The sequence below is a fragment of the Mesorhizobium sp. M1066 genome, from assembly GCF_040318635.1.
GTDB lineage: Bacteria > Pseudomonadota > Alphaproteobacteria > Rhizobiales > Rhizobiaceae > Mesorhizobium.
Genome location: NZ_JAMYMR010000011.1, coordinates 1 through 24,034, shown reverse-complemented (window position 1 = coordinate 24,034; position 24,034 = coordinate 1). Strand labels below are relative to the sequence as shown.

At 63.2% G+C, this 24,034-nt stretch carries 23 protein-coding genes; 17 read left to right on the top strand and 6 right to left on the bottom strand.

The genetic code is table 11. The features are described from left to right. Positions 1-7: 7 nt before the first annotated feature. Positions 8-478 carry an NUDIX hydrolase gene (locus tag NKH52_RS16595; RefSeq protein WP_352731337.1) on the bottom strand — a complete coding sequence of 157 codons (471 nt, stop codon included), beginning with the start codon at positions 476-478 and terminating at the stop codon, positions 8-10. A 173-nt stretch (positions 479-651) separates the two neighbouring features. Here NKH52_RS16595 and NKH52_RS16590 point away from each other — a divergent pair, with 173 nt between their 5' ends. Beyond that, positions 652-1,185, top strand: coding sequence for a sterol desaturase family protein (locus NKH52_RS16590; protein ID WP_352731334.1), 534 nt, complete (start codon positions 652-654; stop codon positions 1,183-1,185). Positions 1,186-1,211: 26 nt separating this feature from the next. Here NKH52_RS16590 and rsgA read toward each other — a convergent pair whose 3' ends face one another. Further along, positions 1,212-2,222, bottom strand: coding sequence for a ribosome small subunit-dependent GTPase A (gene rsgA / locus NKH52_RS16585; protein WP_352722141.1), 1,011 nt, complete (start codon positions 2,220-2,222; stop codon positions 1,212-1,214). A gap of 412 nt (positions 2,223-2,634) precedes the next feature. On the opposite strand from rsgA, the gene NKH52_RS16580 reads away from it, so the two are divergent. Continuing rightward, a complete protein-coding gene (locus tag NKH52_RS16580; RefSeq protein WP_127291142.1) occupies positions 2,635-3,669 on the top strand; it encodes a LacI family DNA-binding transcriptional regulator in 1,035 nt (344 codons plus the stop codon). 10 nt (positions 3,670-3,679) lie between these two features. Here the strand turns inward: NKH52_RS16580 and NKH52_RS16575 are convergent, their stop codons facing one another. From NKH52_RS16575 to NKH52_RS16565, 3 genes are all read right to left on the bottom strand, one after another. Continuing rightward, positions 3,680-4,609, bottom strand: coding sequence for an alpha/beta hydrolase (locus NKH52_RS16575; RefSeq protein WP_352731332.1), 930 nt, complete (start codon positions 4,607-4,609; stop codon positions 3,680-3,682). A 10-nt stretch (positions 4,610-4,619) separates the two neighbouring features. Then, positions 4,620-5,768, bottom strand: coding sequence for a Gfo/Idh/MocA family protein (locus NKH52_RS16570; RefSeq protein ID WP_352731331.1), 1,149 nt, complete (start codon positions 5,766-5,768; stop codon positions 4,620-4,622). Positions 5,769-6,035: 267 nt separating this feature from the next. Then, on the bottom strand, positions 6,036-6,797 hold the full coding sequence (locus tag NKH52_RS16565; RefSeq protein ID WP_352731328.1) for a DeoR/GlpR family DNA-binding transcription regulator: 762 nt from the start codon (positions 6,795-6,797) through the stop codon (positions 6,036-6,038). Between the two features lie 162 nt (positions 6,798-6,959). Between NKH52_RS16565 and NKH52_RS16560 the strand changes: the two genes are divergently transcribed. From NKH52_RS16560 to NKH52_RS16505, 12 genes are all read left to right on the top strand, one after another. Then, the gene (locus NKH52_RS16560; RefSeq protein ID WP_127255183.1) at positions 6,960-7,760 is read left to right on the top strand and encodes a beta/alpha barrel domain-containing protein; all 801 of its coding nucleotides are present in this window, start codon (positions 6,960-6,962) and stop codon (positions 7,758-7,760) included. 3 nt (positions 7,761-7,763) lie between these two features. Further along, complete coding sequence (locus NKH52_RS16555) at positions 7,764-8,714, top strand: PfkB family carbohydrate kinase (protein WP_352731326.1); 951 nt, start codon at positions 7,764-7,766, stop codon at positions 8,712-8,714. 87 nt (positions 8,715-8,801) lie between these two features. After that, the gene (locus tag NKH52_RS16550; RefSeq protein ID WP_352731323.1) at positions 8,802-9,947 is read left to right on the top strand and encodes an ABC transporter ATP-binding protein; all 1,146 of its coding nucleotides are present in this window, start codon (positions 8,802-8,804) and stop codon (positions 9,945-9,947) included. A 110-nt stretch (positions 9,948-10,057) separates the two neighbouring features. Beyond that, positions 10,058-11,305 carry an ABC transporter substrate-binding protein gene (locus NKH52_RS16545; protein ID WP_352731320.1) on the top strand — a complete coding sequence of 416 codons (1,248 nt, stop codon included), beginning with the start codon at positions 10,058-10,060 and terminating at the stop codon, positions 11,303-11,305. A gap of 137 nt (positions 11,306-11,442) precedes the next feature. Next, a complete protein-coding gene (locus NKH52_RS16540; protein WP_127291130.1) occupies positions 11,443-12,339 on the top strand; it encodes a carbohydrate ABC transporter permease in 897 nt (298 codons plus the stop codon). Between the two features lie 5 nt (positions 12,340-12,344). Next, a complete protein-coding gene (locus NKH52_RS16535) occupies positions 12,345-13,187 on the top strand; it encodes a carbohydrate ABC transporter permease (protein ID WP_023808790.1) in 843 nt (280 codons plus the stop codon). A 63-nt stretch (positions 13,188-13,250) separates the two neighbouring features. Continuing rightward, positions 13,251-14,072, top strand: coding sequence for a sugar phosphate isomerase/epimerase family protein (locus tag NKH52_RS16530; protein WP_352731318.1), 822 nt, complete (start codon positions 13,251-13,253; stop codon positions 14,070-14,072). 11 nt (positions 14,073-14,083) lie between these two features. After that, complete coding sequence (locus tag NKH52_RS16525) at positions 14,084-15,160, top strand: Gfo/Idh/MocA family protein (RefSeq protein WP_352731315.1); 1,077 nt, start codon at positions 14,084-14,086, stop codon at positions 15,158-15,160. Further along, positions 15,160-15,978: a sugar phosphate isomerase/epimerase family protein gene (locus NKH52_RS16520; RefSeq protein WP_352731313.1), complete on the top strand. Its 819-nt coding sequence runs from the start codon at positions 15,160-15,162 to the stop codon at positions 15,976-15,978. The genes NKH52_RS16525 and NKH52_RS16520 overlap by 1 nt, the downstream gene beginning before the upstream one ends. After that, the gene (locus tag NKH52_RS16515; protein WP_352731310.1) at positions 15,978-16,811 is read left to right on the top strand and encodes an alpha/beta fold hydrolase; all 834 of its coding nucleotides are present in this window, start codon (positions 15,978-15,980) and stop codon (positions 16,809-16,811) included. Before NKH52_RS16520 ends, NKH52_RS16515 begins: the two co-directional genes overlap by 1 nt. After that, positions 16,808-17,530, top strand: a complete 723-nt coding sequence (locus NKH52_RS16510) for a ribulose-phosphate 3-epimerase (protein WP_352731308.1) — start codon at positions 16,808-16,810, stop codon at positions 17,528-17,530. Before NKH52_RS16515 ends, NKH52_RS16510 begins: the two co-directional genes overlap by 4 nt. Further along, on the top strand, positions 17,527-18,555 hold the full coding sequence (locus tag NKH52_RS16505; protein WP_352731305.1) for an ROK family protein: 1,029 nt from the start codon (positions 17,527-17,529) through the stop codon (positions 18,553-18,555). Before NKH52_RS16510 ends, NKH52_RS16505 begins: the two co-directional genes overlap by 4 nt. A gap of 70 nt (positions 18,556-18,625) precedes the next feature. On the opposite strand, the gene NKH52_RS16500 is transcribed toward NKH52_RS16505, so the two are convergent. Beyond that, positions 18,626-19,954 carry a dicarboxylate/amino acid:cation symporter gene (locus NKH52_RS16500; RefSeq protein WP_352731302.1) on the bottom strand — a complete coding sequence of 443 codons (1,329 nt, stop codon included), beginning with the start codon at positions 19,952-19,954 and terminating at the stop codon, positions 18,626-18,628. Positions 19,955-20,258: 304 nt separating this feature from the next. On the opposite strand from NKH52_RS16500, the gene NKH52_RS16495 reads away from it, so the two are divergent. The 3 genes from NKH52_RS16495 to NKH52_RS16485 are packed head-to-tail and all read left to right on the top strand — an operon-like array spanning position 20,259 to position 23,892. Beyond that, entirely contained in the window at positions 20,259-22,079 is a 1,821-nt protein-coding gene (locus NKH52_RS16495) for a sensor histidine kinase (RefSeq protein WP_352731301.1), read from the top strand. Then, positions 22,076-23,467 carry a sigma-54-dependent transcriptional regulator gene (locus tag NKH52_RS16490; protein ID WP_352731299.1) on the top strand — a complete coding sequence of 464 codons (1,392 nt, stop codon included), beginning with the start codon at positions 22,076-22,078 and terminating at the stop codon, positions 23,465-23,467. The genes NKH52_RS16495 and NKH52_RS16490 overlap by 4 nt, the downstream gene beginning before the upstream one ends. Further along, complete coding sequence (locus tag NKH52_RS16485; protein WP_352731296.1) at positions 23,464-23,892, top strand: GNAT family N-acetyltransferase; 429 nt, start codon at positions 23,464-23,466, stop codon at positions 23,890-23,892. The genes NKH52_RS16490 and NKH52_RS16485 overlap by 4 nt, the downstream gene beginning before the upstream one ends. Positions 23,893-24,034 lie beyond the last annotated feature (142 nt).

Sequence of the window (24,034 nt, the reverse complement as noted above, 5' to 3'; positions counted from 1 at the left end):
CCGCGGATCATCCGGCGCCTTGCTGCCTGGCAAAGTCCGACAGCATCGGGCGCTGCCCTTTGAGGATCTTCACCTCGGCCTCGGCCAAGGTGAACCAGCCCGCTCTGTCCACCTCCGGGAACTCCTTCAGGAATCCCGACCTTGGCGGCCATTCCATGGTAAAAATGTTGCTCGTGATGGCGGCGACATCAATGTCGGCGGTCGCCTCGACAGACCAGGCCATGACGATCTTTCCGCCTGGTTGCCTGTAGTCGCCGAGACGCGTGAAGGACCCATCGACCCTGATGCCGAGCTCTTCCTCGGTCTCGCGCTGCGCTGCCGCCAACTCGTCCTCGTTCTCGCCGATGAGGCCCTTCGGTATCGACCATGCACCATCGTCCTTCTTCGCCCAGAACGGTCCACCCGGATGAACCAGCAACACCCTGAGATCGCCGTCGCTGCGGCGATAGATCAGCAATCCCGCACTGCGTTTTGCCATTTTTGTACGTCCGTTTGCGAAGCCGGCAGCCTGCCGATGGTCCTTGAATCGTTGACGCGAACCTTGCACTAGGGGATTGCGACGCTATGTCAGGCACGTCTGCATTGCACCTCACCCGCGAGTCCGGCAATCTGATACCATCGCTTATTTGGCGGCTCGAAGGCTAGGTGACGATGCAACTCGGTCTTATTGGCTACTATAGCGACTTCGTCGTGTATCCGCTGGTAATCGCCGTGCTGGCAGTGGCCGGGCTGCTCGAGTCCGGCGAAGAGAGTGCACCAGGCTGGATCGGCACGGTCCTCGCCTGTCTAGGCCTCTGGACGCTGATCGAGTATGTGCTGCACAGGTTCGTTCTTCACCATATTCCCTACATCAAGGACCTGCACGACCGTCACCATGTCGAGGAACGCAGTTCGGTGGGCACGCCGACCTGGCTCAGCCTCGGCGTGCATGCGCTGATCGCGTTTGTGCCCGTTTGGGTGGTCTCGGACTTCGCAACCGCGAGCGCGGTAAGCTGCGGGCTGATGCTGGGGTACCTCTGGTACATCAGCATCCACCACATGATCCATCACTGGCACCCCGCCCATCCGAGCTATCTCTACACGCTCAAGCGTCGCCACGCGGTGCATCACCACATTGACGAAGCGGCCAATTTCGGTGTGACGTCGACGTTCTGGGATCGCGTTTTCGGGACGGCGCGGCTCTAGTCCGACGCCAGATCAACCCCAACCGTTCAACGCCTCTTCCCGCGACCGCCGGGAGACTTGGCTCCGCGGGGTCCGCTCTGAACCGGCGTGTTGTTCTGGTTCTCGTCGGACAGTTTTCGCCAGCGGGCAAGGCGCTCCGGATCGAGCGTCCCGGCCTTCAAGGCAGCCTGCACAGCGCAGCCCGGCTCATGCACATGCGTGCAGTCGCGGAACTTGCAGAGCGGCGCGAGCTCGGTGATTTCGGCAAACAGCGTGTCGATGCCGGAGGCGACGTCGCTGACCTGCAAAGTCCGCATGCCCGGCGTATCGATCACCCAGCCGCCGCCGGCAATGGCGTGCAGCGATCGCGACGTGGTGGTGTGGCGTCCCTTGGAATCGTGCTCGCGAATGCCTCCGGTCTGTTGCGGCGATTGCTGCGCCGATCCGGCCAGCGTGTTGACCAGCGTCGATTTGCCGACGCCGGAGGAGCCGATCAGCGCCACCGTCTGGCCGACACCGCACCAGGCAGCCAGGACGGTTGCCGCATCCGATGTGCGGGGGTTCAGCATCACGACCGGCAATCCACGCTGCAGCGCGGCAGCCTGCCTTTCATAGCTCCCGGCGTCTTCAGCGGTATCGGCCTTGGTCAGCAGGATCACCGGCGTCGTTCCGGCCTCGTTGGCCAGCGCCAGGTAGCGCTCGAGGCGGGCGGGGTTGAAGTCGGCATTGCACGAAGTGACGATGAACAGCGTGTCGATATTGGCCGCGGCAAGCTGCGGCACCCTGCCGCCCTGGGTGCGGCGTTCCAACACCGTCTTGCGGGACAGGCGGCGCTGGACAAGGTGTTCATGCCCATCGACCAGCACCCAGTCGCCGACCGCATAGTCACCGGTGTTCGCCTGCGCCGGCAGCGTCAGATCGACCGGCCCTGCCTGGGACAGGCCGGTCAGGCGATCCCGGTGGACGGTGGCGATCCGCGTCGGGACAAGATCGGCGTCGCCGGGTTCGAGCTGGTCGCCAAAAAAATCCGTCCAGCCCAGGCCGGCAAGCGATGGCATGGAGTGGTCCGTCACGGCTTTGACCACGGCGTCGCGGACATCGGACAGTATCCCTGGCAGGTGGCGAACGGGCGAGGCGATTGCCCAAGCCGTGTATGGGCGGCATGGCGACATTTGGCAAGCAGGCCCGTAGCCGAGAGCGAGCGGCAAGCTTCTGCAGCCTATCCCTCGATCGTCGAACTGACGATCAAGTCGACGAAACAGCGCTGTCCGAAAGCGTTTGGCGGGAAAACGGCGGCGAGCCACGTCAGCTTTAAACGTTAACAAATAATTTGACGCATGCAATTTTTTTGCGCTCTATTGGTAACCGTGAAAATTGACTGAATAAGTTCTGTCGAGCATTGTCGCATCCGGTCAACGGCCGCATGACTGGTGGCGGGGCCGATCATGGCAGGGGATCAGGAATATATCGATGGCGGAGAAGACACACCGCACGATGGACGACTTCGCCCAGGCATGCGGCGTGTCCCGGCCGACGCTGTCCAAATATTTCGACGATCCGGCGAGCGTGAAGCCGGCGACGCGGGCGCGCATCGAAGCCGCCCTGCGCTCCTCGGACTATCAGCCCAACCTTTTCGCCCGCAATCTCAACCGCAAGCGCACCCGCAACATCGGCATCGTCGTGCCGACGATCACCGATCCGTTCTACGCCGAGATGGTCAGCCGCATCGAATTTCGCTGCCGCGACGAAGGCTACTGGCCGATCGTCATCTCCTCGCATGGTTCGCCGAAGCTGGAGGCGGAGTCGGTCAGGACGCTGCTGTCCCTGAAGGTCGCCGGCGCGATCATCGCCCCACTGGGTCTGGCTTCCGACCGCGGCGTCTTCGACAAGCTCGGGCAGGACATTCCGATTGTCTATTTCGACACCTATATCGAGGGCGATACGCCGTTCGTCGGCAACGACAACCGGCAGAGCGTCTCGACCATCGTCGACTATCTCTGCCGTTCGGGTGAGCCGCCGGTCTATCTCGACATCCCACACGTCAACCACAACTCCGGCGAACGCCAGGAAAGCTACATCGTCGCGATGGAGACCGCCGGGTTCAAGCCGGTCGTCATCGAAGGCACCCGCGATTACACCTGGGATTTCGAACGCATCGGCTACGAGCAGACGGAAAAAATACTGGAGGCCGGCACCTTGCCCGGCCGCACCATCCTGTGCGCCAATGATCGTCTCGCCTTTGGTGTGATGGCGGCCGCGTTCTCGCGCGGCCTGAAGGTCGGCCGCAGGCCCGATTGCGATCTGCGCGTTGCTGCGCATGACGATCATCCGCTGAGCCGCTACACCTGCCCGGCGCTGACCACCATGGCGCAGGATTTCGCCGCTATGGCCGGGCGCAGCGTCGAGATCCTGCTGGCCTTGCTGGACGAGGCCGATCCGCCGAAGCAGGGCATGGCGCGCACCGTCAAGCTCGGCGCCACCCTGGTGATGCGTCAGTCAGCCTGAGCGACCGGCGTCAGCTTTTCTCGAACTGGCGCCAGGCCGCCACCGCCTGCCGGGCAGCGGGAATATGGCGCCCCATCGAGACGAAGCCATGGATCTGGCCCGGCCACTGCCGCAGGGTCACAGGCACGCCCGAGGCTTGCAGGCGCGCCGCATAGGCTGCTCCTTCGTCGGCGAGGATGTCGCAGCCGGCCAGCGCGACGAATGCCGGCGCGACGCCGGCAAGATCGGGCGCCAGCAAGGGCGAGACGCGCCAGTCCAGCATTTCGTCGGGCGTTCGTACATAATGGTCGCGGAACCAGGCCATGGTGGTCGCTGTCAGCCCGAAGCCGTCGCCGAAACGCCGGTAGCTGTCGGCCTTCTGCCGCGCGTCGGTGTTGGGGTAGATCAGGATCTGCGCGGCAAGGGCTGGCGCCAGCCCATCGCGGGCGAGCAGCGCCAGCACAGCGGCGAGGTTGCCGCCGGCACTGTCGCCGGCCACACCGATGCGTCTGATGTCGATGCCGAGATCGGCGGCGTTCTCGGCCAGGAAACGAAGAGTTGCCAGACAATCCTCGAGCCCGGCGGGAAATTTATGGTCCGGCGCCAGGCGATAGTCAGGACAGACAATGACGGCGTTGCCGAGATTGGCCATCAGGCGACAGATCTCGTCATGCGAATCGAGGTTGCCGATGACCCAGCCGCCGCCATGCAAATAGAGCAGCGCCGGCGCCCCGCTTTGCGGTGCGCCGATGCCGCGATGGATGCGGAGCGCAATAGGCCCATTCGGCCCGTCGATCTGCCGTTCTTGGGTCGCAGCGACCGGCTCGTGCTCACCCTGTAGCGCCGGGAACGAGGCGTTGTAGGCAGTTCGCGCTGCCGCCACGCTGCCGGTCTCGAATGGCTCGCCGCCGGCTGCACGACCAATTTCGAGGACGCGCAGCGCATCCGGATCGAGCGTCATGATCATACCCTCAGGCCAGCAGGCTGCTCGCCTCTTCCTCGGTCAGCAGGGCCGGCTGCACGACATCGCCCGCGATGGCGACTGATCCCTGTGTTTCACCGGAGCGCAGGATAGCCTCCATGACCTCCAGCACATGCAGCGCAAGGCTGCCGGAGGCCCGTGGGGTGTTGCCGGTTTGAAGCGAGCGCACCAGATCGGCGACGCCGAGCATGCGGTAATTGGCGCGATCGGGTGCCGCGTAAGGCCAGTTGCGGGCGCCGTAGAGCTCGCCCTCGCTGGCGAAATCCTGCCAGTCGGTGCCGCGTTCCGACAGCGACACCGTGCCGCCGAACGTGTCGGGGTCGGGCAGGCGCAGCGAGCCCTCCGTGCCGTGCAGTTCGATCAGATGGTTGGAGTGGCGAAAGACGTCCCACGAGGCGCCGAAGGTGACGGTCGCGCCGGAGCGGAACTCGAGCAGCGACAGCACATTGGTCGGCGTGCCGACCTTGAATGTGGTGTTCTTGAATGGCCCTTCGGCGGTGATCAGCCTTTCTTCCTGGCCGCGTGTCGCCATTGCCATGACGCGCTCGACCGGGCCGAGCAGATTGACCAGCATGGTCAGATAGTACGGACCCATGTCGAACACCGGGCCACCGCCTGGCTGGTAGTAGAATTGCGGGTTGGGGTGCCAGTGCTCCATGCCGCGGCCCATCATGAAGGCGGTGCCGGTGACCGGACGGCCAATGGCGCCCTGGTCCATCAACCGGCGCGCACGGCGCCCGGCCGCACCGAGGAACGTGTCGGGCGCCGAGCCGAGCAGCAGGCCGCGCGACCGCGCCTCATTGACCAGGCGCTGTCCATCGGCGGCCGAGGTGGCGAGCGGCTTTTCGGTGAAGACGTGCTTGCCGGCCGAAAGCGCGGCAAACGAAATATCGAAATGCGCCGCCGGAATGGTCAGGTTGAGGACAAGATCGATCTCGGGGTCGGCCAGCAGTGCATCGACGCCGAGTGCCCGTATGCCATATTCCTTCGCCCGCAGCGCCGCCATGTCGGCCGAGATATCGGCGCAGGCGCGCAATTCGATGCCGCCGAAGAGGGCGGCATTGCGCAGATAGGTCATCGAGATATTGCCGCATCCGATGACGCCGATCCCGAGTTTCGTCATTGGTATCCCGTGCATTTTCGATCGTACCTCCCGATGCGCCATGCTCCGCCTGATTCGCCCAGCCGGCAACGGATCGCTTTCGCAAAGGGCTATACAACATTTTAAATATTGACGCGCGTAAAATTTTTATCCAACATGCGAAAATGCTGGCGCGATATCGGAAGGCTGCCAGCCCTGGGAGGAGAAAATGACCGACATGAAAAAACGGCCGACCGCCGATGCGAATCCCGTGGGCCATGCGCGCATTGGGTATTTCCGTCGTGGCCAGGGACCGCGATGGAGTCAGGCATAGATCACCTTGGCCCCGGTCCTATCAAGCTGGCTGCGTATCGCGCCGGACAGGCCATCGTCCGTGATCACGACATCGACGCTCGACAGCGAAAAGGCCTTTGAGGTCCCGCTGACGCCCCATTTGCTCGAATCCGCAAGGAGGACAACGCGCCGGGCCATGCGCACGAGGTTTCGCTTCGTTCGCGCCATGTCTTCGTTCACGTCGACCACATCCAGTGACGAGTCAATCGCATGCGCTCCAACAAAGACCTGATGCGCTACCAAGCCGCCGAGAGCCGTGTCGGCATCGGTGATCAGTGTGCTCACCGTGTCTGGATAGACCCGGCCGCCGATCATGTGAACGTCGAGCCCGGGCCGATGCATCAGATGCTGCACGATATTCATCGCCGTGGCCGCGACCACGACATTGCTGAGCGGCGGTAACAGCATGGCAACCTGCATCAATGTCGAGCCGCCGTCGAAGATGACCGATTGGCTGTCCTCGAACAGTTCTATCGCTGCCCGGGCGATGCGTTTCTTTGCATCGAGATTCGTTTGCATCCGCCGGGCGAACGCGGCCGTGGTCGAATCCGTGGTCCGGGTCACCGCGCCTCCGCGGGTCTTGGTCAGCAGTCCCTTGCGATCCAGTATCTCGAGGTCGGAGCGCACGGTGACTTCCGACACGCCAAAATCGTCTGACAGGTCCTTGATGCGAACCTGTCCGCTGCGTTGCACTTCACCCAGGATCGATTGGCGTCTCTGCTCTGACAACATTGCCCTGTCCTTGCCTCCATCCGCCAAGCAATCCCCCTGGCCTCGGTTCACTCTACCAAAAATATGCGAATTCGAAAGCTTTCGAAAGATTGCATTTGCCTTTTCTTTCGCAAACATTGGGTGCAGGATTTTGAAATCAATCGATTGGAGAGTTTTGGACTCATGAGCCTCGGAACCAAGGTGCGCCTGGCGCGCCTCTTCTCACATCCATCGGGGAATCTTTTTGGCGGCGCGGTCGACCACTTTGTCGGCTATGGCGACGTGCGCAAAGGAGGTCTTGCCGACCTGCCGGGCGCGCTTGCACGCGTCATGGTGGGCAAACCCGACTACGTCAGCATCCAGCCTGGCACCGCGCGCCATCTGTGGCCGCAATACGCGGGCAAGGCTTGCCTGGTGATCCAGGCCGGCTGCTTCACCCCGGACGATCGCATCAGTGAACTGATTGCAACGCCCGAGGATGCGGTGCGCGCTGGCGCCGATGCGTTGGCCGTGGCCATTCCGGTGCGCGGCGCGACCGAGGGCAAATACATTCGCTGGCTGACCGATTCGGTGAATGCGGCGGCCCGTTATGGCATGCCGGTGGTGGCGCATATCTACCCTCGCGATTTCACCGACGGGGCAAAAATCGTCTTCACCCCCGACGAGATCGCCTATGCGGCACGCATCGGCTACGAGTCCGGCGTCGACGTGATCAAGATCGGTTACACTGGCGATTTCGAGTCGTTTCGAGAGACCGTTCGGACCTGCCCGGTGCCGGTTGTGATCGCCGGCGGTCCGAAGACCGACACGCTGCTCGGCGCCCTTCAGCAGACGGCGGACGCCATCCGTGCCGGCGCACGTGGTGCCGTGGTGGGCCGCAATCTCTGGGGGCACGGCGATCCGGAAAAGGCAGCGATCGCCTTTCGGGGCGTCATCCATGACGGCCTTTCGGCCCAAGACGCCCTGGCGAAGGCGGGTGCCTGAACGATGCCTACCGTCCCTTCAATCCTCGGCTTCGGAGCTATTGCGATCGACGACATCGTCTATGTCGATCAGCCGTTGTCGGCGGGCAAGGGGAAGGTTCTGCAAAGTGCCCGAGCTTTCGGAGGAAATGTCGCAACGGCACTTGCCGCCGTCGCGCGGCTCGGCGGAAGCGCCGGGTTCGTCGGATGGCTGGGCAGTGCCGCCGACGACGCCGTGTTGTGCGATCTCGTTGCGTGCGGCGTTGAAACCGCGTTCGCGCCGCGCCACCCGCACGCGCGCCCGGTGCGCTCGCGGATCACCGTCGGTTCGGATGGCGAGCGATTCATCGCGTATGACGACGAAGCGATGCTGGGCACCGCGCCGGACTTTCCGGACGAGGTTCTCAGCCGCGCGACCGTCCTGATCGTCGACAGTTACGGGATCGGGTCGCTGGATGTCGTGGCCCGGGCTCGCGATCTCGGCCTTGCGATCCTCGGCGATGTCGAATGGAGCCACGGGCCGGCCACCGAGAGACTGATCGGGCTCTGCGACCATCTCATTCTTCCGCTCGGCTTTGCGCGGACCGCCACCGGCCGCCGGTCGCCGGCCGAGATACTCGACGCATTGTGGTTGCCGTCGCGGTCCGCCGTGGTTCTGACGGATGGCGGCAGGGGCGTCTTCTATCGCGGACGCGACCAGACAGGGCTCTGGCACCTGCCTCCGCACCGGGTTGCCGTCGTCGACTCGACCGGCGCCGGTGACTGCTTTCATGGCGCCTATGCCCTTGCATTGACGCGCGGGGCCGATACCGCAGGCCGGGTCGCGTTCGCGGCCGCGGCGGCGGCCCTTTCGATAACGGGGCGGGGCGGGCGCGAGGCGCTTCCGACCGACGCCCAGGTCAGGGAACTCCTGGCATCGACGAACGCTCCGTCGGCAGTCGAACTGAAATATGCGCGGCTTGATACCGGAACATAGCCGAACCATCCGAGGAAAAATTCGCAGGTGAACGTAAGCCGAGGACAATCATAAAAATCAGTGGCTTAGACTTGTGGAGGGAGGAATATGGCAGAAGTCGTTCTTGAAAATATCTGCAAGACATACGGGAACAATTTTCACGCAATCGACCAATTGAACCTGTCGGTCAAGGACGGTGAGTTCTTGATTCTCGTCGGGCCGTCCGGCTGTGGCAAATCCACCGCGCTGCGGATGATCGCGGGGTTGGAGGACGTCACCAGCGGCAGCCTTCGGATCGCCGGTGTCGACGTCGTCGACATGCCGCCCAAGGACCGCGACATCGCGATGGTCTTCCAGAGCTACGCCCTCTACCCGCATATGACGGTGTTCGAAAACATCGGCTTTTCGATGCGGCTGGCAGGCAAGCCGAAGGCCGAGCGCAAAAAGCGCGTGGACGAGATCGCCAAAACCCTTCAACTGACGTCTCTGCTGGACAGCAAACCCGCGAACCTTTCAGGCGGACAGCGTCAAAGGGTTGCCATGGGCCGCGCCATGGTGCGCGAGCCGGCAGCCTTTCTCATGGACGAACCCCTTTCCAATCTGGACGCGAAACTGCGTGTTCAAATGCGCGCCGAAATTACCCGTCTGCAAAAGCAGCTCGGCGTAACGACCATATATGTGACCCACGACCAAACCGAAGCCATGACGATGGGCGACAGGGTCGCGGTGTTGAAAGGCGGCGTGTTGCAGCAGGTCGATACACCCAAGAGGCTCTATGAATCCCCGGTGAACGCCTTCGTTGCCGGCTTCATCGGGTCTCCTTCGATGAACCTTTTCGAGGCGACCCTGACGGGCGACGAACTGATGTCCGGTGCCTTAACCATCCGGCTGCAGGATGCAGCCTTCGTGCGCAGGCCGGGCTTGAGGTCGTATGCGGGGCGCAAGGTCGTGTTCGGGATACGACCGGAGGATCTCTATGACAGCAGCCTCGAATCCGGCCGCAAGTATCAGACGATACCGGCAAAGGTGACCTCGATCGAAGAACTTGGATCCGAACAAATCGTCCATCTCAACATCGACGCGGTCCGGGTGGACTCCGGCGACCCCGACGCGGTGCAGGATTTCGGCCTGGCGTCGAATGCGGTGGCGAAATTCGAACCGGTCAGCACAGTCCGCTCCGGCTCGGAAATCAGCTTGGCCCTGGATGATACCAAGCTCCATTTCTTCGATCCCGGGACGCATCTGGCAATCTGAATATCAGCGATAAGACCCGCGGGTGAGGGTGAGGCACCTGCATAAGAAGACTTGTGAATAACCAGACGATCGGCCGCATTGTGCGGTCGAATATAAAGAAGGAGGAGAAGATGACGTTTCGTATAAAACCCGCGATGCTGAAAATAGCCGCAGCCGCATGGTTGCTTGGCGCAACCGGCGCCATGGCGGATACGACGCTGGAATTCACCCAATGGTGGGAGCCCGAATTGCCGGCTGGCTCGCTCAGGGCAATCATGGATGACTTCGAGGCCGCAAATCCCGGAATCAAAGTGACGCTGGTCAGCGGCCCCTACGCGACCACGCGAGACCAGATCTCGGTTGGTGCTGCAACCGGAACGCTCAGCGACGTCGTCGGTCTCGACGGTGCCTGGGTGAACAATCTGAATGCGCAGAGCGCACTCGCCGACATGAATCCGATGATGGATGCGAGCGCTTTCGACAAGAGCCAGGTCGCGGACATCATCAAGGTGGACGGCAAGGCGGTGATGTTTCCCGTGGCTTCCTTCGTCTATCCGGTCTTCGTGAATTTGGACCTTGCTGCCCAGGCAGGCGTGACCAAGCTGCCGTCGACCCGTGCGGAGTTTCTCGAAGCCGCCAAGAAAATGACGATCGCCGACAAGAACCAGTATGGCTGGGTGCTGCCCCTCTCTCTGCAAACGCCATCCGGCGTCCAGAACGACATGATGTCGTGGGTTTGGGCTTCGGGTCAGTCGATGATGGCCAACGGCAAGCCGGACCTTGAGGGCAAATCGGTGGTGGACATGCTCACCTTCGTCAAATCTCTCAACGACGCCGGCACCATCTCGCCCGGAATCGCCACCAAGACCGAGCAGGAAAAGGTCGAGGAGTTCGTCAACAACCGCGTCGGGATGATGATCGACTCGCTCGCGCATGTGAACCTCATCCGCAAGCGCAATCCCAAGCTGAACTTCGACCTCATCCCGGTCCCGGTCGTGGAAAACTATACCGGCAAGCGGGGCCTTCCCTATGCCTCCTGGGGCATCGGCATCTCTGCTGCCTCGAAACATCAGGAAGAGGCCTGGAAACTCGTCCAATATGTGATGAGTGAAAAGGTGAACGCCAAGCTCGTGTCGCTTGCAAACGCCTTCCCGGGCAATGTCAACGCCAAGCCCGATTTCGTGACCTCGGACAAGGCTTTCGGCAAGGCTTTTGAAATCTTCAAGACCGGTTATCTCGCCAATGAGTTTACGGGCCTGCCGGTGGCAGAAGACCTGATGACCCAGTTCGACGTGCAAGCTCAAAAGATGCTTGCCGGCGAGCAATCTCCGGAACAAGCCGCAGCCGCCGCTCAGAAGGACTGGATGGCGAAATTCTGATCGGCCTGTTCCCGTTTGCTGTCTTCGACCGGGTGGCCTGACTTCGGGCAGGCCACCCGGCAACAACGGATCGGCAATTTGAGTGGACCTGTTTTTGAAGCTTACCTTCTCTTGAAGGCGTATCCCAAGGTTGGCACATGACCCGGCAAAAGCGCTCCCACCATAAGCTTAAACGAGCGGTCGCACCCTACCTCTATCTGTCGCCCTCGCTGCTCATAATCGGGCTTCTGATGCTGCTGCCGATGGTGACGGTGATTGGCTACTCGTTCCAGAACAGCGCGGTGCTGCGTCGTGACCCATCCTTTGCCGGACTGAAACACTACCAGGCGATCTTCGACGACCCCGTGTTCTGGGCTTCGCTGTGGCACACGCTCTACTTCACATGCATGAGTGTCATTTTCCACATGACCATCGGCATGGTTTTCGCGCTCATGCTGAACAGCGACCGCATCAATCCGACGCTGCGCAATATTCTGCGCGTGCTCTACATATTGCCCTGGCTGTTCACCGCGGTGATTATCGCCGTGATCTGGCGCCTGCTGCTTGAGCCGAACGGTGTCGTGAACAGCATTCTCATGCAAATCGGCATCATCGGTTCCAAGGTCGAATGGTTTTCCTCGCCTGAGACCGCGCTGCACGCCGTCACCTTCGCCAATATCTGGGCGGGCTATCCGCTCTTCATGGTCAGCCTGCTCGCGGGTTTGCAGGGCATTCCCAAGGATTTCTACGAGGCCGCCGATATCGACGGGGCGAAAGCCTACCAAAAGCTGATCTTCATCACCATCCCGCAGCTGATGCCGATCATCATCAGCATCTCGCTGCTCGACTTCATCTGGACCATGCAGGTCTTCCCGTTAATCTGGATAACGACGGGCGGTGGCCCGATCTACTCGACCGAGGTCCTCAGCACCTACACCTACAAGCTGGCGTTTTCGAGCTACAACCTGTCGCAGGCTTCGGCGAGCGCTGTGGTCATCTTGTTGATCTCTCTCGGCCTGACGCTGTTCTATATTCGCTATCAAAAGGCTCGGTAGTCATCATGAGGAAAAGGCATACGCCGAAAGACAGGCTGATCACCGTCGCGCTCCATGTAGCGCTTGCAGCGGGGCTCTTTTTCGCGGCATTCCCGATCTACTGGATGCTGAGCAGCTCGTTCAAATCGAATACCGAAATCTTTGCCCTGCCACCAACCATCCTGCCAAAGGCGTTTACGCTGGAAGCGTATGCAGCCATCCTTGGCGACCCGGTAAAGCTGCGCTTCTTCTTCAACAGCTATTTCGTGGCGGGAGCGGTGACTGTGCTGACGGTGCTGATCGCCCTGCTGGCGGCCTACGGGTTCAGCCGCTTCAACTTCCGCGGCAAGGGCAGCCTCAACACAATCATCATCAGCACGCAGACGATTCCGCCGATCACACTTTTGATCCCCTTCTTCGGGCTCGTCGTCTCATACGGCATCTTCGACACCTATGTCGCACTGATCCTGACTTATCTGGTGTTTACGCTGCCCTACGCGATCCTGCTGATGACGGGGTATCTGAACACCTTGCCCCGCGATCTCGATGAAGCCGTAGCCGTCGATGGCGGCACCAGTTGGACAGCGCTTTGGCGGGTGATCGTCCCGATTTCACTGCCTGGCATCGTGGCGACGTCGGTCTACACCTTCCTGTTGTGCTGGAACGAATTTCTCTTTGCGCTGACACTGACGAAGTCGACGTCCATGCGCACTGTCCCGATCGGCATCCAGCTGTTGATGGGGCAGCATGCCTTCGAATGGAACCAGATGATGGCGATGAGCGTGCTCGGCTCGCTACCGCTTTTGCTCATCTACCTCGTTGCCCAGAGATACTTCCTCGCCGGCATGACCGCGGGCTCGGTCAAGTAGGATGTCCATCCGACGGCGACGCAGAGTGGCAGCAAGTAATAAGCGGTATCAAGGATTGAAAGGATGAACGTGAAAGACCTCAAAGTCGGCTGCCAGACCTTTACCTGGGAAATGCTCGGCGACCGTTTTACCAGCGGTCCCGACGATCTCCTGAAGGCCATCGCCAATGGCGGCTACTCGGGCATCGAGATCACCGACACCATGATCGGCCGCTACGCCGACCGGCCGTCGGAGTTCGCCACCGCGCTGAAGGCGTCCGGCCTGACGCTGGTTTCCTTCGCCTTCGGCTCGAAGAGCGGTTTCACGCTGAAGGAGAAGATCGGCGCCGATCTCGAGACCGCCAAACGCTGGATCGACTTCGCCGCCGCCTTCCCTGGCGCGCTCGTGTCGATGGGCTCTGCGACGGTGGTCTCCGACGGTCCGCGCGACGACAAATTCGCCATCGCCGCCGAGGTTTACAACAAAGCCGGCGAACTCGGACGCAAGGCCGGGGTCCAGGTCGCCGTGCATCCGAGCTCCCACCACAACACGCTGCTGTTCGACCGCCCCGACTACGACACGATCTTTGCCTTGCTCGATCCCGATCTGGTCGGTTGGGTGCCGGATACCGGCCATATCCTGCGCGGCCACAAGGACATGGCCGACACGCTGCGCACCCACCGCGACCGCATCCGCTACATCCACCTGAAGGACGTCGATGCCAACGGTACCTGGGCCATGCTTGGCAAGGGCGTCTGCGACACGCCTGCGGTCATCGAGATCGCCGGCACCGCACCGCGCTTCAACGGCTGGCTGGTGCTGGAGGAAGAATCCGAAACGGCCGCCGCCGATCCCGCCGGCGCGGTCAAGACCAACCGCCAGACAATGCGCAGCTACGGCGCCTGAAGAACGAGACGATGATCAAGAAACAGGACAGACGCCTCAGGGTCGGCGTGCTCGGCTGCGGCCCCATCGCGCAGTTCGCGCATCTGCAATCCTGCGTGAAGGCCGCCAATGCCGACCTCTACGCCATCTGCGACGCCGCACCCGACCTGCTCGCCCGCATGGGCGCCACCTACGAGCCGCAGAAGATGTATTCCGACTATGAGGCAATGCTCGCCGATCCCGAGTTGGAAGCGGTGATCGTCGCCACCTCGGACGCCTATCACGTGCCGATGTCGATCAGGGCGCTCAACGCCGGCAAGCATGTTCTGTGCGAAAAGCCGATCGGCACCTCGGTCGAGGAAGGCGAGGCACTGGCCGAGGCGGTGAGGCGCTCCGGCAAAGTGCTGCAAGTCGGACACATGAAGCGCTTCGACCCGGCGCTGGAGGCGGCGCGCGACTTCGTTCGCGACGAGATCGGCGAAGTGCTTGCGCTGAAGGCCTGGTACTGCGATTCCACCCATCGCTACACCAACACCGATGCGGTGCAGCCGCTGCCGGTCACCAGCAAGCTCGCGAAGAAGCCAGCGGGAAATCCCAAGGCCGATCTCAGGCAATACTTCATGCTGGCCCATGGCTCGCATCTCGTCGACACGGCGCGTTTCCTGTGCGGCGATATCGTCGCCGTGCGCGCCCGCCTCAATGAGAAATTCGGCGCCTATTGCTGGTTCGTCGAAACCGAGTTCGCCAGCGGCGCGCTCGGCCATCTCGACCTGACGGTTGCCGTGCGCATGGACTGGCACGAAGGTTTTCAGCTCTATGGCGAGAACGGCTCCGTTATCGCCAGGACATTCAACCCCTGGTACTTCCGCGCCAGCGAGGTGGAGATATTTCACGAGAAGACCGCCACGGCCCACAAGCCGCTCGGCGCCGATGGCCATTTCTTCCGCCGCCAGTTGGAAGGTCTTGCCGACACGGTGCTGAACGGTGCGCCGATGCGCGGCGCCAATGTCGAGGACGGCATTGCCTCGATCCGCGCCATGGTCGCCATTGCGCGCTCGGTGGTATCAGGTGAGCGGGTCGAACTCGCCTCCGTTTCGGGGGCGGTCTGATGCGTCTCGGCATTTTCGCCAAAACCTTTGCGGGTACCGAGCCGGCCGCAGTCCTCGCGGCCGTTCGGCAGGCGGGCTATGAGACGACGCAGTTCAATCTTGCTTGCGCCGGCCTGCCGTCAATGCCGGATGCCGTGCCTGCGGAGGCCATTGCGGCCATCCGCACTGCGGCGCAATCGAGCGGCGTTTCACTTGCAGCACTATCGGGCACCTACAACATGGCGCATCCCGACAAGGCCGTGCGCCACGATGGCCTTCGGCGTCTCGCCGTCGTCATCGAGGCTGCTGCTGCCCTCGACATCCCGCTGGTCACGCTCTGCACCGGCTCGCGCAACGCCGCCGATCAGTGGGCGTATCATCCCGACAATGCCGATCCGGCCGCCTGGTCCGACATGGCCGCCGAGACGGCGAAGGCGCTGTCGCTGGCCGAAGGTGCCGGTGTCGATCTCGGCATCGAGCCCGAGCAGGCCAACATCGTCACCTCTGCCATGGACGCGACCAGGCTGATCGCCGAAATGGCATCGAAGCATCTGAAGATCGTGCTCGATCCGGCGAACCTGTTCGAACACGCCACGCCCGGCGAGGCGCGCGCCATCGTTGCCGCCGCGATCGACGAGGCCGCCGGCCACATCGCCATGGCGCACGCCAAGGACCGCCACGGCGACGGCCGCTTTACCACCGCTGGGCACGGCGTCGTCGATTTTCCGGATTTCGTCGCGCGGCTGAAGGCAGTCGGCTTCGGCGGATCGCTCGTCACCCACGGACTGTCCGCCGACGAAGCCCCCGGCGTCGCCGCCTTCCTGCGAGGGCTCCTCTGATGCGCGTCGCCCCGACGATCCTGCTTCGCGACGATGCAGCGCTTCGTGTCTTCGACACGGGGCAGGGCAGACTTCCCGTCGTCTTCCAGCATGGCCTCGGCGGTGACGCAGCGCAGGTCGCGCAGAACTATCCCGACAGCCCGTCATACCGCCGGCTGACCGTCGAATGCCGATCGCAGGGCGGTTCCGGCACCGGTACGACAAGGCCCTTTTCGATCGCGATGTTCGCCGATGACGTGCTGGCCGCCGCCGATGCGGCCGGCCTCGAGCGTTTCGTCGCCGGCGGCATCTCGATGGGCGCAGCCATCGCCTTGCGACTTGCCGCCCGCCACCCGGATCGGGTCACCGGTCTCGTCCTTGTGCGCCCGGCATGGGTTTTCGATGCGGCGCCGCAAAACATGCGGCCTTACTTGGAAGTGGCGGAGCTCATCCGCAGCCGCCCACTGGATGAAGCGCGCGATATCTTCGCGGCGTCCGCGACTGCCGCCCGCTTTCGTACCGAGGCACCGGACAATCTTGCTTCCTTGCTCGGCTTTTTCGCGCGCGACAACGCGGCCGTCTTTGCCGAGATGATGCAAGCGATCGCAGACGATGGGCCTGGCGTGACACGGGCCGAAGCCGCTGGCTTCAAAGCGCCCACGCTCGTCATCGGCAGCGGCATCGATCTCGTCCATCCGCTGGCCACCGCCCGCAGCCTTGCCGATGCCGTCCCCAACGCTGCCTTTGCGGAGGTGACGCCGAAGGCCACCGACAAGGAGCGCCATTTCGCCGAAATCCGCGCCGCCATCGGCAGCTTCCTCAAAGATCGTTTCAACAACCAGGACCAATCATGATCTCGAAACCTCTCTCCGGCCCGGCCGCCATCGCCGCATTGCCACGCGACCGGATGATCGCCGAATTCTCGCTCTGGTCGGCCAACCTCGCCAACTTCGAAAACGACTTGAAGCGCATCGAGCCCTATGTCGATCTTCATCATATCGATGTGGCGGACGGTCATTTCGCACCGTCCTTCCTGTTCTTCCCCGATCTCGTCGCCCGCATCGCCGGGCTGACGGCGAAACCCATCCATGTCCACCTGATGGTCGATGAAGCAATCGTCGAGGTGCAGACGCGCCAGTTTACCGAAGCCGGCGCCGACATGATCAGCGTCCATGCCGAGAATGGCGAAGCCGGATTGCGCGCCGTTCGGCTGGCGCGGGAGCTCGGCGCCGAGGCCGGCGTCGTACTCAGGCTGGAGACGCCTGTGGAAGCGGTGACGGCCTTTGCCCCGGAAGTCGCCTTCGTGACGCTTCTAGGAACCGCAATCGGCGTGAAGGGACAGAGCCTGTCGGACAAGGCCTGCGACAGGCTGGGCGCTGCCCGCGCCATCCTGAGAAAGGCCGGCCGTGAGGCGCACGTGTTTCTGGCGGCCGATGGCGGCATCCGCCACGAGACCGTGCCGTCGCTGCGTGCCGCCGGTGCCGAAACCGTGGTTCTCGGTTCCCTCGCCTTTGGCGACAAGGATCTCGCCGGCCGCATCGGCTGGCTGCACGGATTGAAGGTCGCGGCATGACAATACAAGCCGCCCTTGCGATCGATCTTGGCGGGACGGAGCTTCGTGTCGCCCTGGTCGACCGCGACGGCAAGATCCTGGCATTCGCGGCGGTGCCGACGCAGGCGCAGGCCGGTCCCGATGTGGTGATCGGCCAGATCGAGGCGTTGGCGGCGACAGTCCACGCCGAGGCGCCGGCACTCTCGATCGTCGGCGTCGGCGTCGGTGCGCCGGGACCGCTCGATCCGCTGGCCGGCATCGCCGTCGGCCCGCCGACACTCGCCGGCTGGCTGGACGTGCCGCTTGCCGACATCCTCGAGCGGCGGCTCGGCCTGCCGGTGCGGCTGGAGAACGACGCCAATGCCGCGGCGCTCGGCGAATGGCGTTTCGGTGCCGGTCACGGCGCGCGCTCACTGGTCTTCGTCACGGTTTCCACCGGCATCGGCGGCGGTGTCGTCGTCGACGGGCGCATCCTGCATGGCCGCCGTGGCCTTGCCGCCGAGATCGGTCACATGACCATCACCAATGAAGGCGAGCGCTGCGTATGCGGTGTCGTTGGCTGCTTTGAGGCCATCGCCTCGGGAACGGCACTTGGCCGCCGCGCCAGCGCCGCCACGGCAGCCGGAGACGGTTCGGCCTTGCGGCGCCTCTCAGGCGACGTGGAGGTGACCGGCCGCCATGTCGTCGAGGCGGCACGGCTGCAGGACGGTCTTGCCTCAGCCTTGCTGGAGGAAGAAGCGCGCTGGCTGGGCGTTGGCTTCACCAACCTCTTGCATCTTTATTCGCCCGATGTGCTGGTCGTCGGCGGCGGCATTGCCAATGGGCTCGACCTGATGGCGCCGACCATCGAGGCGACCATCCGGCAACGCGCCATGCGCGCCTATCGCGACGTGCCGGTGGTGCAGGCCCAGCTCGGCCGCCATGCCGGGCTGGTCGGTGCCGCCAGCCTCGTCCTGTTCGATGACGTCGGCACTTTGGTAGCCCGCAGGCCTGTCGGTCCAAGCACATATCCGGACACGCCGCTGACCAAGACCGGCACCGTCTGACGTTGCGACCTGCATGACAAAGGCCGGAGGCAGCACGCCTCCGGCCCTTTATGCATTGACCCGCACGTGATTACTCGGCGGGAACGACGTCCGCAGGCAGGCTGTCATCGGCCGTGCCCGCCAGCGCTCTCGCCAGCTTGGCCTCGTCGAGTTCGCCTTCCCAGCGCGCCACCACCAGCGTGGCGACGGCATTGCCGACGAAGTTGGTCAGGGCCCGGCACTCCGACATGAAGCGGTCGACGCCGAGGATCAGCGCCATGCCGGCGACCGGCACCGCCGGAACCACCGACAGCGTGGCGGCAAGGGTGATGAAGCCTGCCCCGGTGATGCCGGCCGCACCCTTGGACGACAGCATGGCAACCAGCAGCAGCAGGATCTGGTCACCGATCGACAAATGGATGTTCGTCGCCTGCGCGATGAACAGCGCCGCCAGCGTCATGTAGATGTTGGTGCCGTCGAGGTTGAAGGAATAGCCGGTCGGAATGACCAGCCCGACCACCGAGCGCTTGGCGCCGGCCTTCTCCATCTTTTCCATCAGCGAGGGCAGGGCGGCTTCCGACGAGGAGGTGCCCAGCACCAAAAGCAGCTCTTCCTTGATGTAGCGGATCAGCGACAGGATGGAGAACCCGTTGTAGCGGCAGACCGCGCCAAGCACGACGAACACGAACAGGAACGACGTCACGTAGAAGGTGCCGACCAGCATGGCGAGGTTGATGACCGCGCCGATGCCGTATTTGCCGATGGTGAAGGCCATGGCGCCGAAGGCGCCGATGGGAGCTGCCTTCATCAGCACGCTGACCAGCTTGAAGATCGGTGTCGTCAGCGCCTGCAGGAAATTGAGCACGGGCGTGCCCTTGTCGCCGACCAACGCCAGCGCGATGCCGAACAGCACCGAGAAGAACAGCACCTGCAGGATGTCGCCATCGGCGAAGGCGCCGACGATGGTCGACGGGATGATGTTCATCAGGAAGCCGGTGACCGACTGGTCGTGCGCCTTGGCGGCGTAAGTGCTGATGGTCGAGGCGTCGAGCGTCGCCGGGTCGATGTTGAAGCCGGCGCCCGGCTGCACGACATTGGCGACGACAAGGCCGATGATCAGAGCCAGCGTGGAAAAGGTGAGAAAATAGAGCATCGCCTTGCCGGCGACACGTCCGACCTTCTGCAGGTCGCTCATGCCGGCAATGCCCGTCGTCACGGTCAGGAAAATGACCGGGGCGATGATCATCTTGACCAGCTTGATAAAGGCGTCGCCGAGCGGCTTCATGCTCTCGCCGACCGACGGATAGAAATGGCCGAGCAGGATGCCGACGGTGATCGCGACGAGCACCTGCACGTAGAGTTGGGCATAGAAAGGCTTGCGCTGCGCGGCAAGCGCGCCTGATTGGTCTGCGATGTGCATCGAACTCTCCCTGGCCGGATGGGGCGGAGCGCCCTGCGTGACTTCTCCCATCGCGGCGCTCCGGTCGCACGCCGCTGCCAGGGAGTTTTGCAAGCGTTGTGCCAGTTCGCGGAAAGGCCGGAACCACGGGATTTCCGCCTTTGTCTGACGTCATGCGGGCAAAGCCTGTGCGGATTTCCGCACAGGCAGTGTTTGCCTGGGCGGATTTTCGCATTACACTGGCCGAAAGCCGCGAGCAAAGGGGAGAGGGCAGACGCCGCAAGCAGACACCGATAGCGGATTCCCTGGATTTGCCGGCCGTGAATTGCTGCGCGAGGCGGTGGCGCGGCTGCGCGATGGCCGCTGGGTTGCCGTGGTCGTCGCTCTTGCCTTTCTGGCCGGCGCGATCGCCATTGCCGGGCGCATCGCCTCCGGCCAGGCGGCCGATAATCTGCGCGAGACGGCACTCGCCGCACTGCCGCTGGCGGCGGGAACCCTGACCGGCGAAATCGAAAAGCAGCGCCTGGTTCCACTGGTGTTGGCCAGAGACGATGCGGTGCGCGGCGCTCTGCGCCGGGCCGGAAAAATGAAAGAAAAGGCCCTCAACGACAAGCTCAAGTCGATTGCCGGCGATGCCTCGGCATCCGCCATCTACATCATCGATACGGCAGGCATCGCCATATCAGCCAGCAATGCCGACGAACCGGCGAGCTTTGTCGGCATCGATTACAATTTTCGGCACTATTTCCAGGAAGCGATGAGCAAGGGTGCTGCCAGCCAATATGGCCTCGGCACAATCAGCGGCAGACCGGGGCTGTACCTTGCCAGCCGCGTCGACGATGGCGGCAAGCCGCTTGGCGTTGCGGTGCTGAAGGTCGAACTCGACGGCGTCGAAGCCAATTGGCGTTCCAGCGGTTTGCTTGTGTTCATCACTGATGAACGCGGCGTGGTACTGGCTACCAGCCAGCCCGACTGGCGGTTCCGTGCGCTGGCACCACTGTCGGCCGAGGACACCGCCGCAGCCCACGAGCAGCTCCAGTTGGCCGATGCAGGCTTCGAGCCGCTGCCGATCCGGCGCGGCGCGGGTGACGGCCTGGCGACGATCGACAACGCGGGAAAACCGCGCCAGTTCGTCGAGGTGGTGCAGGATTTGCCTGGTGCTGTTCCTGGCTGGCGTCTCTGGCTGCTCACTCCCGCCGACGCTGCTCTTTCATCGGCCGCCAACACGGCGCGCCTGACCACGCTGCTTGGGCTTCTGCTGATGGGCTTGCTTGCCTACGTGCTGACCCGGCGCCGGCGAACGCGCAGGCTGAGGCAGGAGGCGCTGGCGCGTATGAATGCCGAGCTGGAGAGCCGAGTCAGCACGCGAACGGCCGAGCTGACCCGCTCCAACACCGCACTTGCCGGTGAAATCGCCGAGCGCGAGAATGCCGAAGCCAAGGTGCGCCGGCTGCGCGACGACCTCGCCCAGGCCAACCGGCTTTCCATCCTCGGCCAAATCGCCGCCGGCGTGGCGCACGAGATCAACCAGCCGGTCGCCGCTATCCGCACCTATGCCGAGAATGCGGGCCGCTTTCTCGAAACCGGCAAAACCGAACCGGCCAGCGGCAATCTGACGTCGATCGTGTCGATGACCGAGCGCATCGGCGCGATCACCGGCACCTTGCGCACTTTCGCCCGTCGACCCGGGGTTGCCGCTTCGCCGCTGCTGGTGCGCGAGGCAATTGATGGCGCGCTGTCGCTGCTGTCGGGCCGCATCCGTGATTCCGGCGTGACCATCGTCAAGCCGCGCGGCAATGCCTCGCCGGTGGTCCTGGCCAGCCGCATCCGGCTGGAGCAGATACTCGTCAACCTTTTGCAGAATGCGCTCGACGCGATGAAGGACCAGTCTGATCCCCGCATCGAGATCCAACTCGCCGAGCACGACGACAGGGTGCTGATTTCGGTGCGCGACAATGGCCCAGGTCTCGGCCCGGAAGCAGCCGGCAATCTGTTCATGCCGTTCCAGACCACCAAGGAGAAGGGGCTTGGTCTCGGGCTGGTGATCTCGCAGGAGATTGCCCAGGAATTGGGCGGCACGCTGCGGCTCGATCCCAGCAATGGCACCGGCGCATCTTTTACCGTCGACTTGAGGCGAATTGAATGATTGAGGGATCAGGGTTGGTGGCGCTCGTCGACGACGATGCGGACCTCCTTCACGCCACCACGCAATTGCTCGAGCTTGCCGGCTTCACTGTGGTCGCGCGCGACGCCGCCGAGGCAGCGCTTGCCGTTGTCGACAGGACCTTTGAAGGCGTGGTGGTCAGCGACATCCGCATGCCGGGCATGAACGGGCTGCAGCTGTTCGATCGCATCAAGGCGATCGACCCGGACATACCTGTGATCCTGGTCACCGGCCATGGCGACGTCGATCTCGCAGTGGCCGCGCTCAAGGATGGTGTCTACGATTTCATCCCGAAACCCTTTGCCGGCGACCGCCTTGTCGAGGCGCTGAAACGGGCAGCGGAGAAGCGACGACTGGTGATGGAGAACCGGCGGCTGCGCGAAGCCGCGGCGCTCGCCACTGACGGCCTGCCACTGATCGGCGAGGCTCCTGCTATCAAGCGGCTGCGCGAGACCTTGCGCCAGATCGCCGACATGGATGTCGACGTGCTGGTCGAGGGAGAAACGGGAACCGGCAAGGAAGTGGTGGCTGACCTGCTGCACAGGTGGGGGCGGCGGCGTTCAAAACCCTTCGTCGCGCTGAATTGCGGCGCACTTCCGGAGACGGTCATAGAGAGCGAGTTGTTCGGCCACGAGGCAGGCGCGTTCACCGGCGCGCAGCGGCGGCGGATCGGCAGCATCGAGCATTCCAGCGGCGGTACGCTGTTTCTCGACGAGATCGAATCCATGCCGCCGGCGCTCCAGGTCAAGCTGCTGCGCGTGCTCGAAACGCGCAGCCTCACGCCGCTTGGCTCGAACGACATCAGGCGCATCGATCTCAGGGTCGTCGCCGCGACCAAGGTCGATCTCGGGCGGTCGGACCAGCGCGGCGATTTTCGCGAGGATCTGTATTTTCGCCTCAACGTGGTGACGCTGCGCATACCGCCGCTGCGCGAACGGCGCGGCGATATCCCGATGCTGTTTGGGCATTTCCTCGGCAAGGCGGCAGAACGGTTCGGCCGGCCTATCGCGAAGATGAACGCTGCGGTCAGCGATCATCTCCAGTCGCATGACTGGCCAGGCAATGTGCGCGAGCTTGCCCATTTTGCCGACCGTGTTGCGCTCGGCCTCGGTCCGGAAGATGAGAGGAGGGCGGTCTCCGCGCATTCGCCGGAGCCTGCGGCAGCATTGCCCGAACGGGTCGGCCAATACGAAGCACAGCTCATCCGCGACGCATTGCGCGACCATGGCGGCGACGTGCGCGGCGCCATTGATGCTCTGGGCGTGCCGCGCAAGACCTTCTACGACAAGCTCAAGCGCTACGGCATTGCCGCCTCCGAATTTCGCAACGGCGGCGATACCGATACGCAACCCGTCTCGGATAAGCGATGAACACGACCATTGAAACGACGGCAAATCCCTCGCCGGAGGAACTCGCCTTTCTCGGCGAAAGGTTGACGGCGTTCAATGACGGCGATGTCGGCGCGTCTGAGAGGAAGGCGCTTGCCGTGTTCGTGCGGGGCGAGGATAGCGCGGTCGTCGCCGGCATCTCTGGCTATACCGCCTGGGGATGGCTTTATGTGCAATGGCTCTGGGTGGATGAGCAACTGCGCGGCCGACACATGGCCGGCACAATGCTGGACGCGGCCGAACAGGAAGCGGTGGCGCGCGGCTGCAACAATGCCTGGATCGATACCTTCAATCCGAACGCCGCCAAGGTCTATCAGCGCCAGGGCTATCGGCCCTTCGGCTCGCTGGCCGATTTCCCTGTCGGCCGCAGCCGCATCTTCCTGCAAAAGAAACTGGTTGGCGTTTGAGCAATTCCAGGAAAAGTGTGAAGCGGTTTTCCGTCCGGAGTTGCGTCAAAGCAAGAGTCTAGAGCGGGATGAAATGAGACTGAATCGGCTTGGGATTCCCTTAGGCGTGCAAATCTGATTCAACCTTCATGCTGGGCAAGGA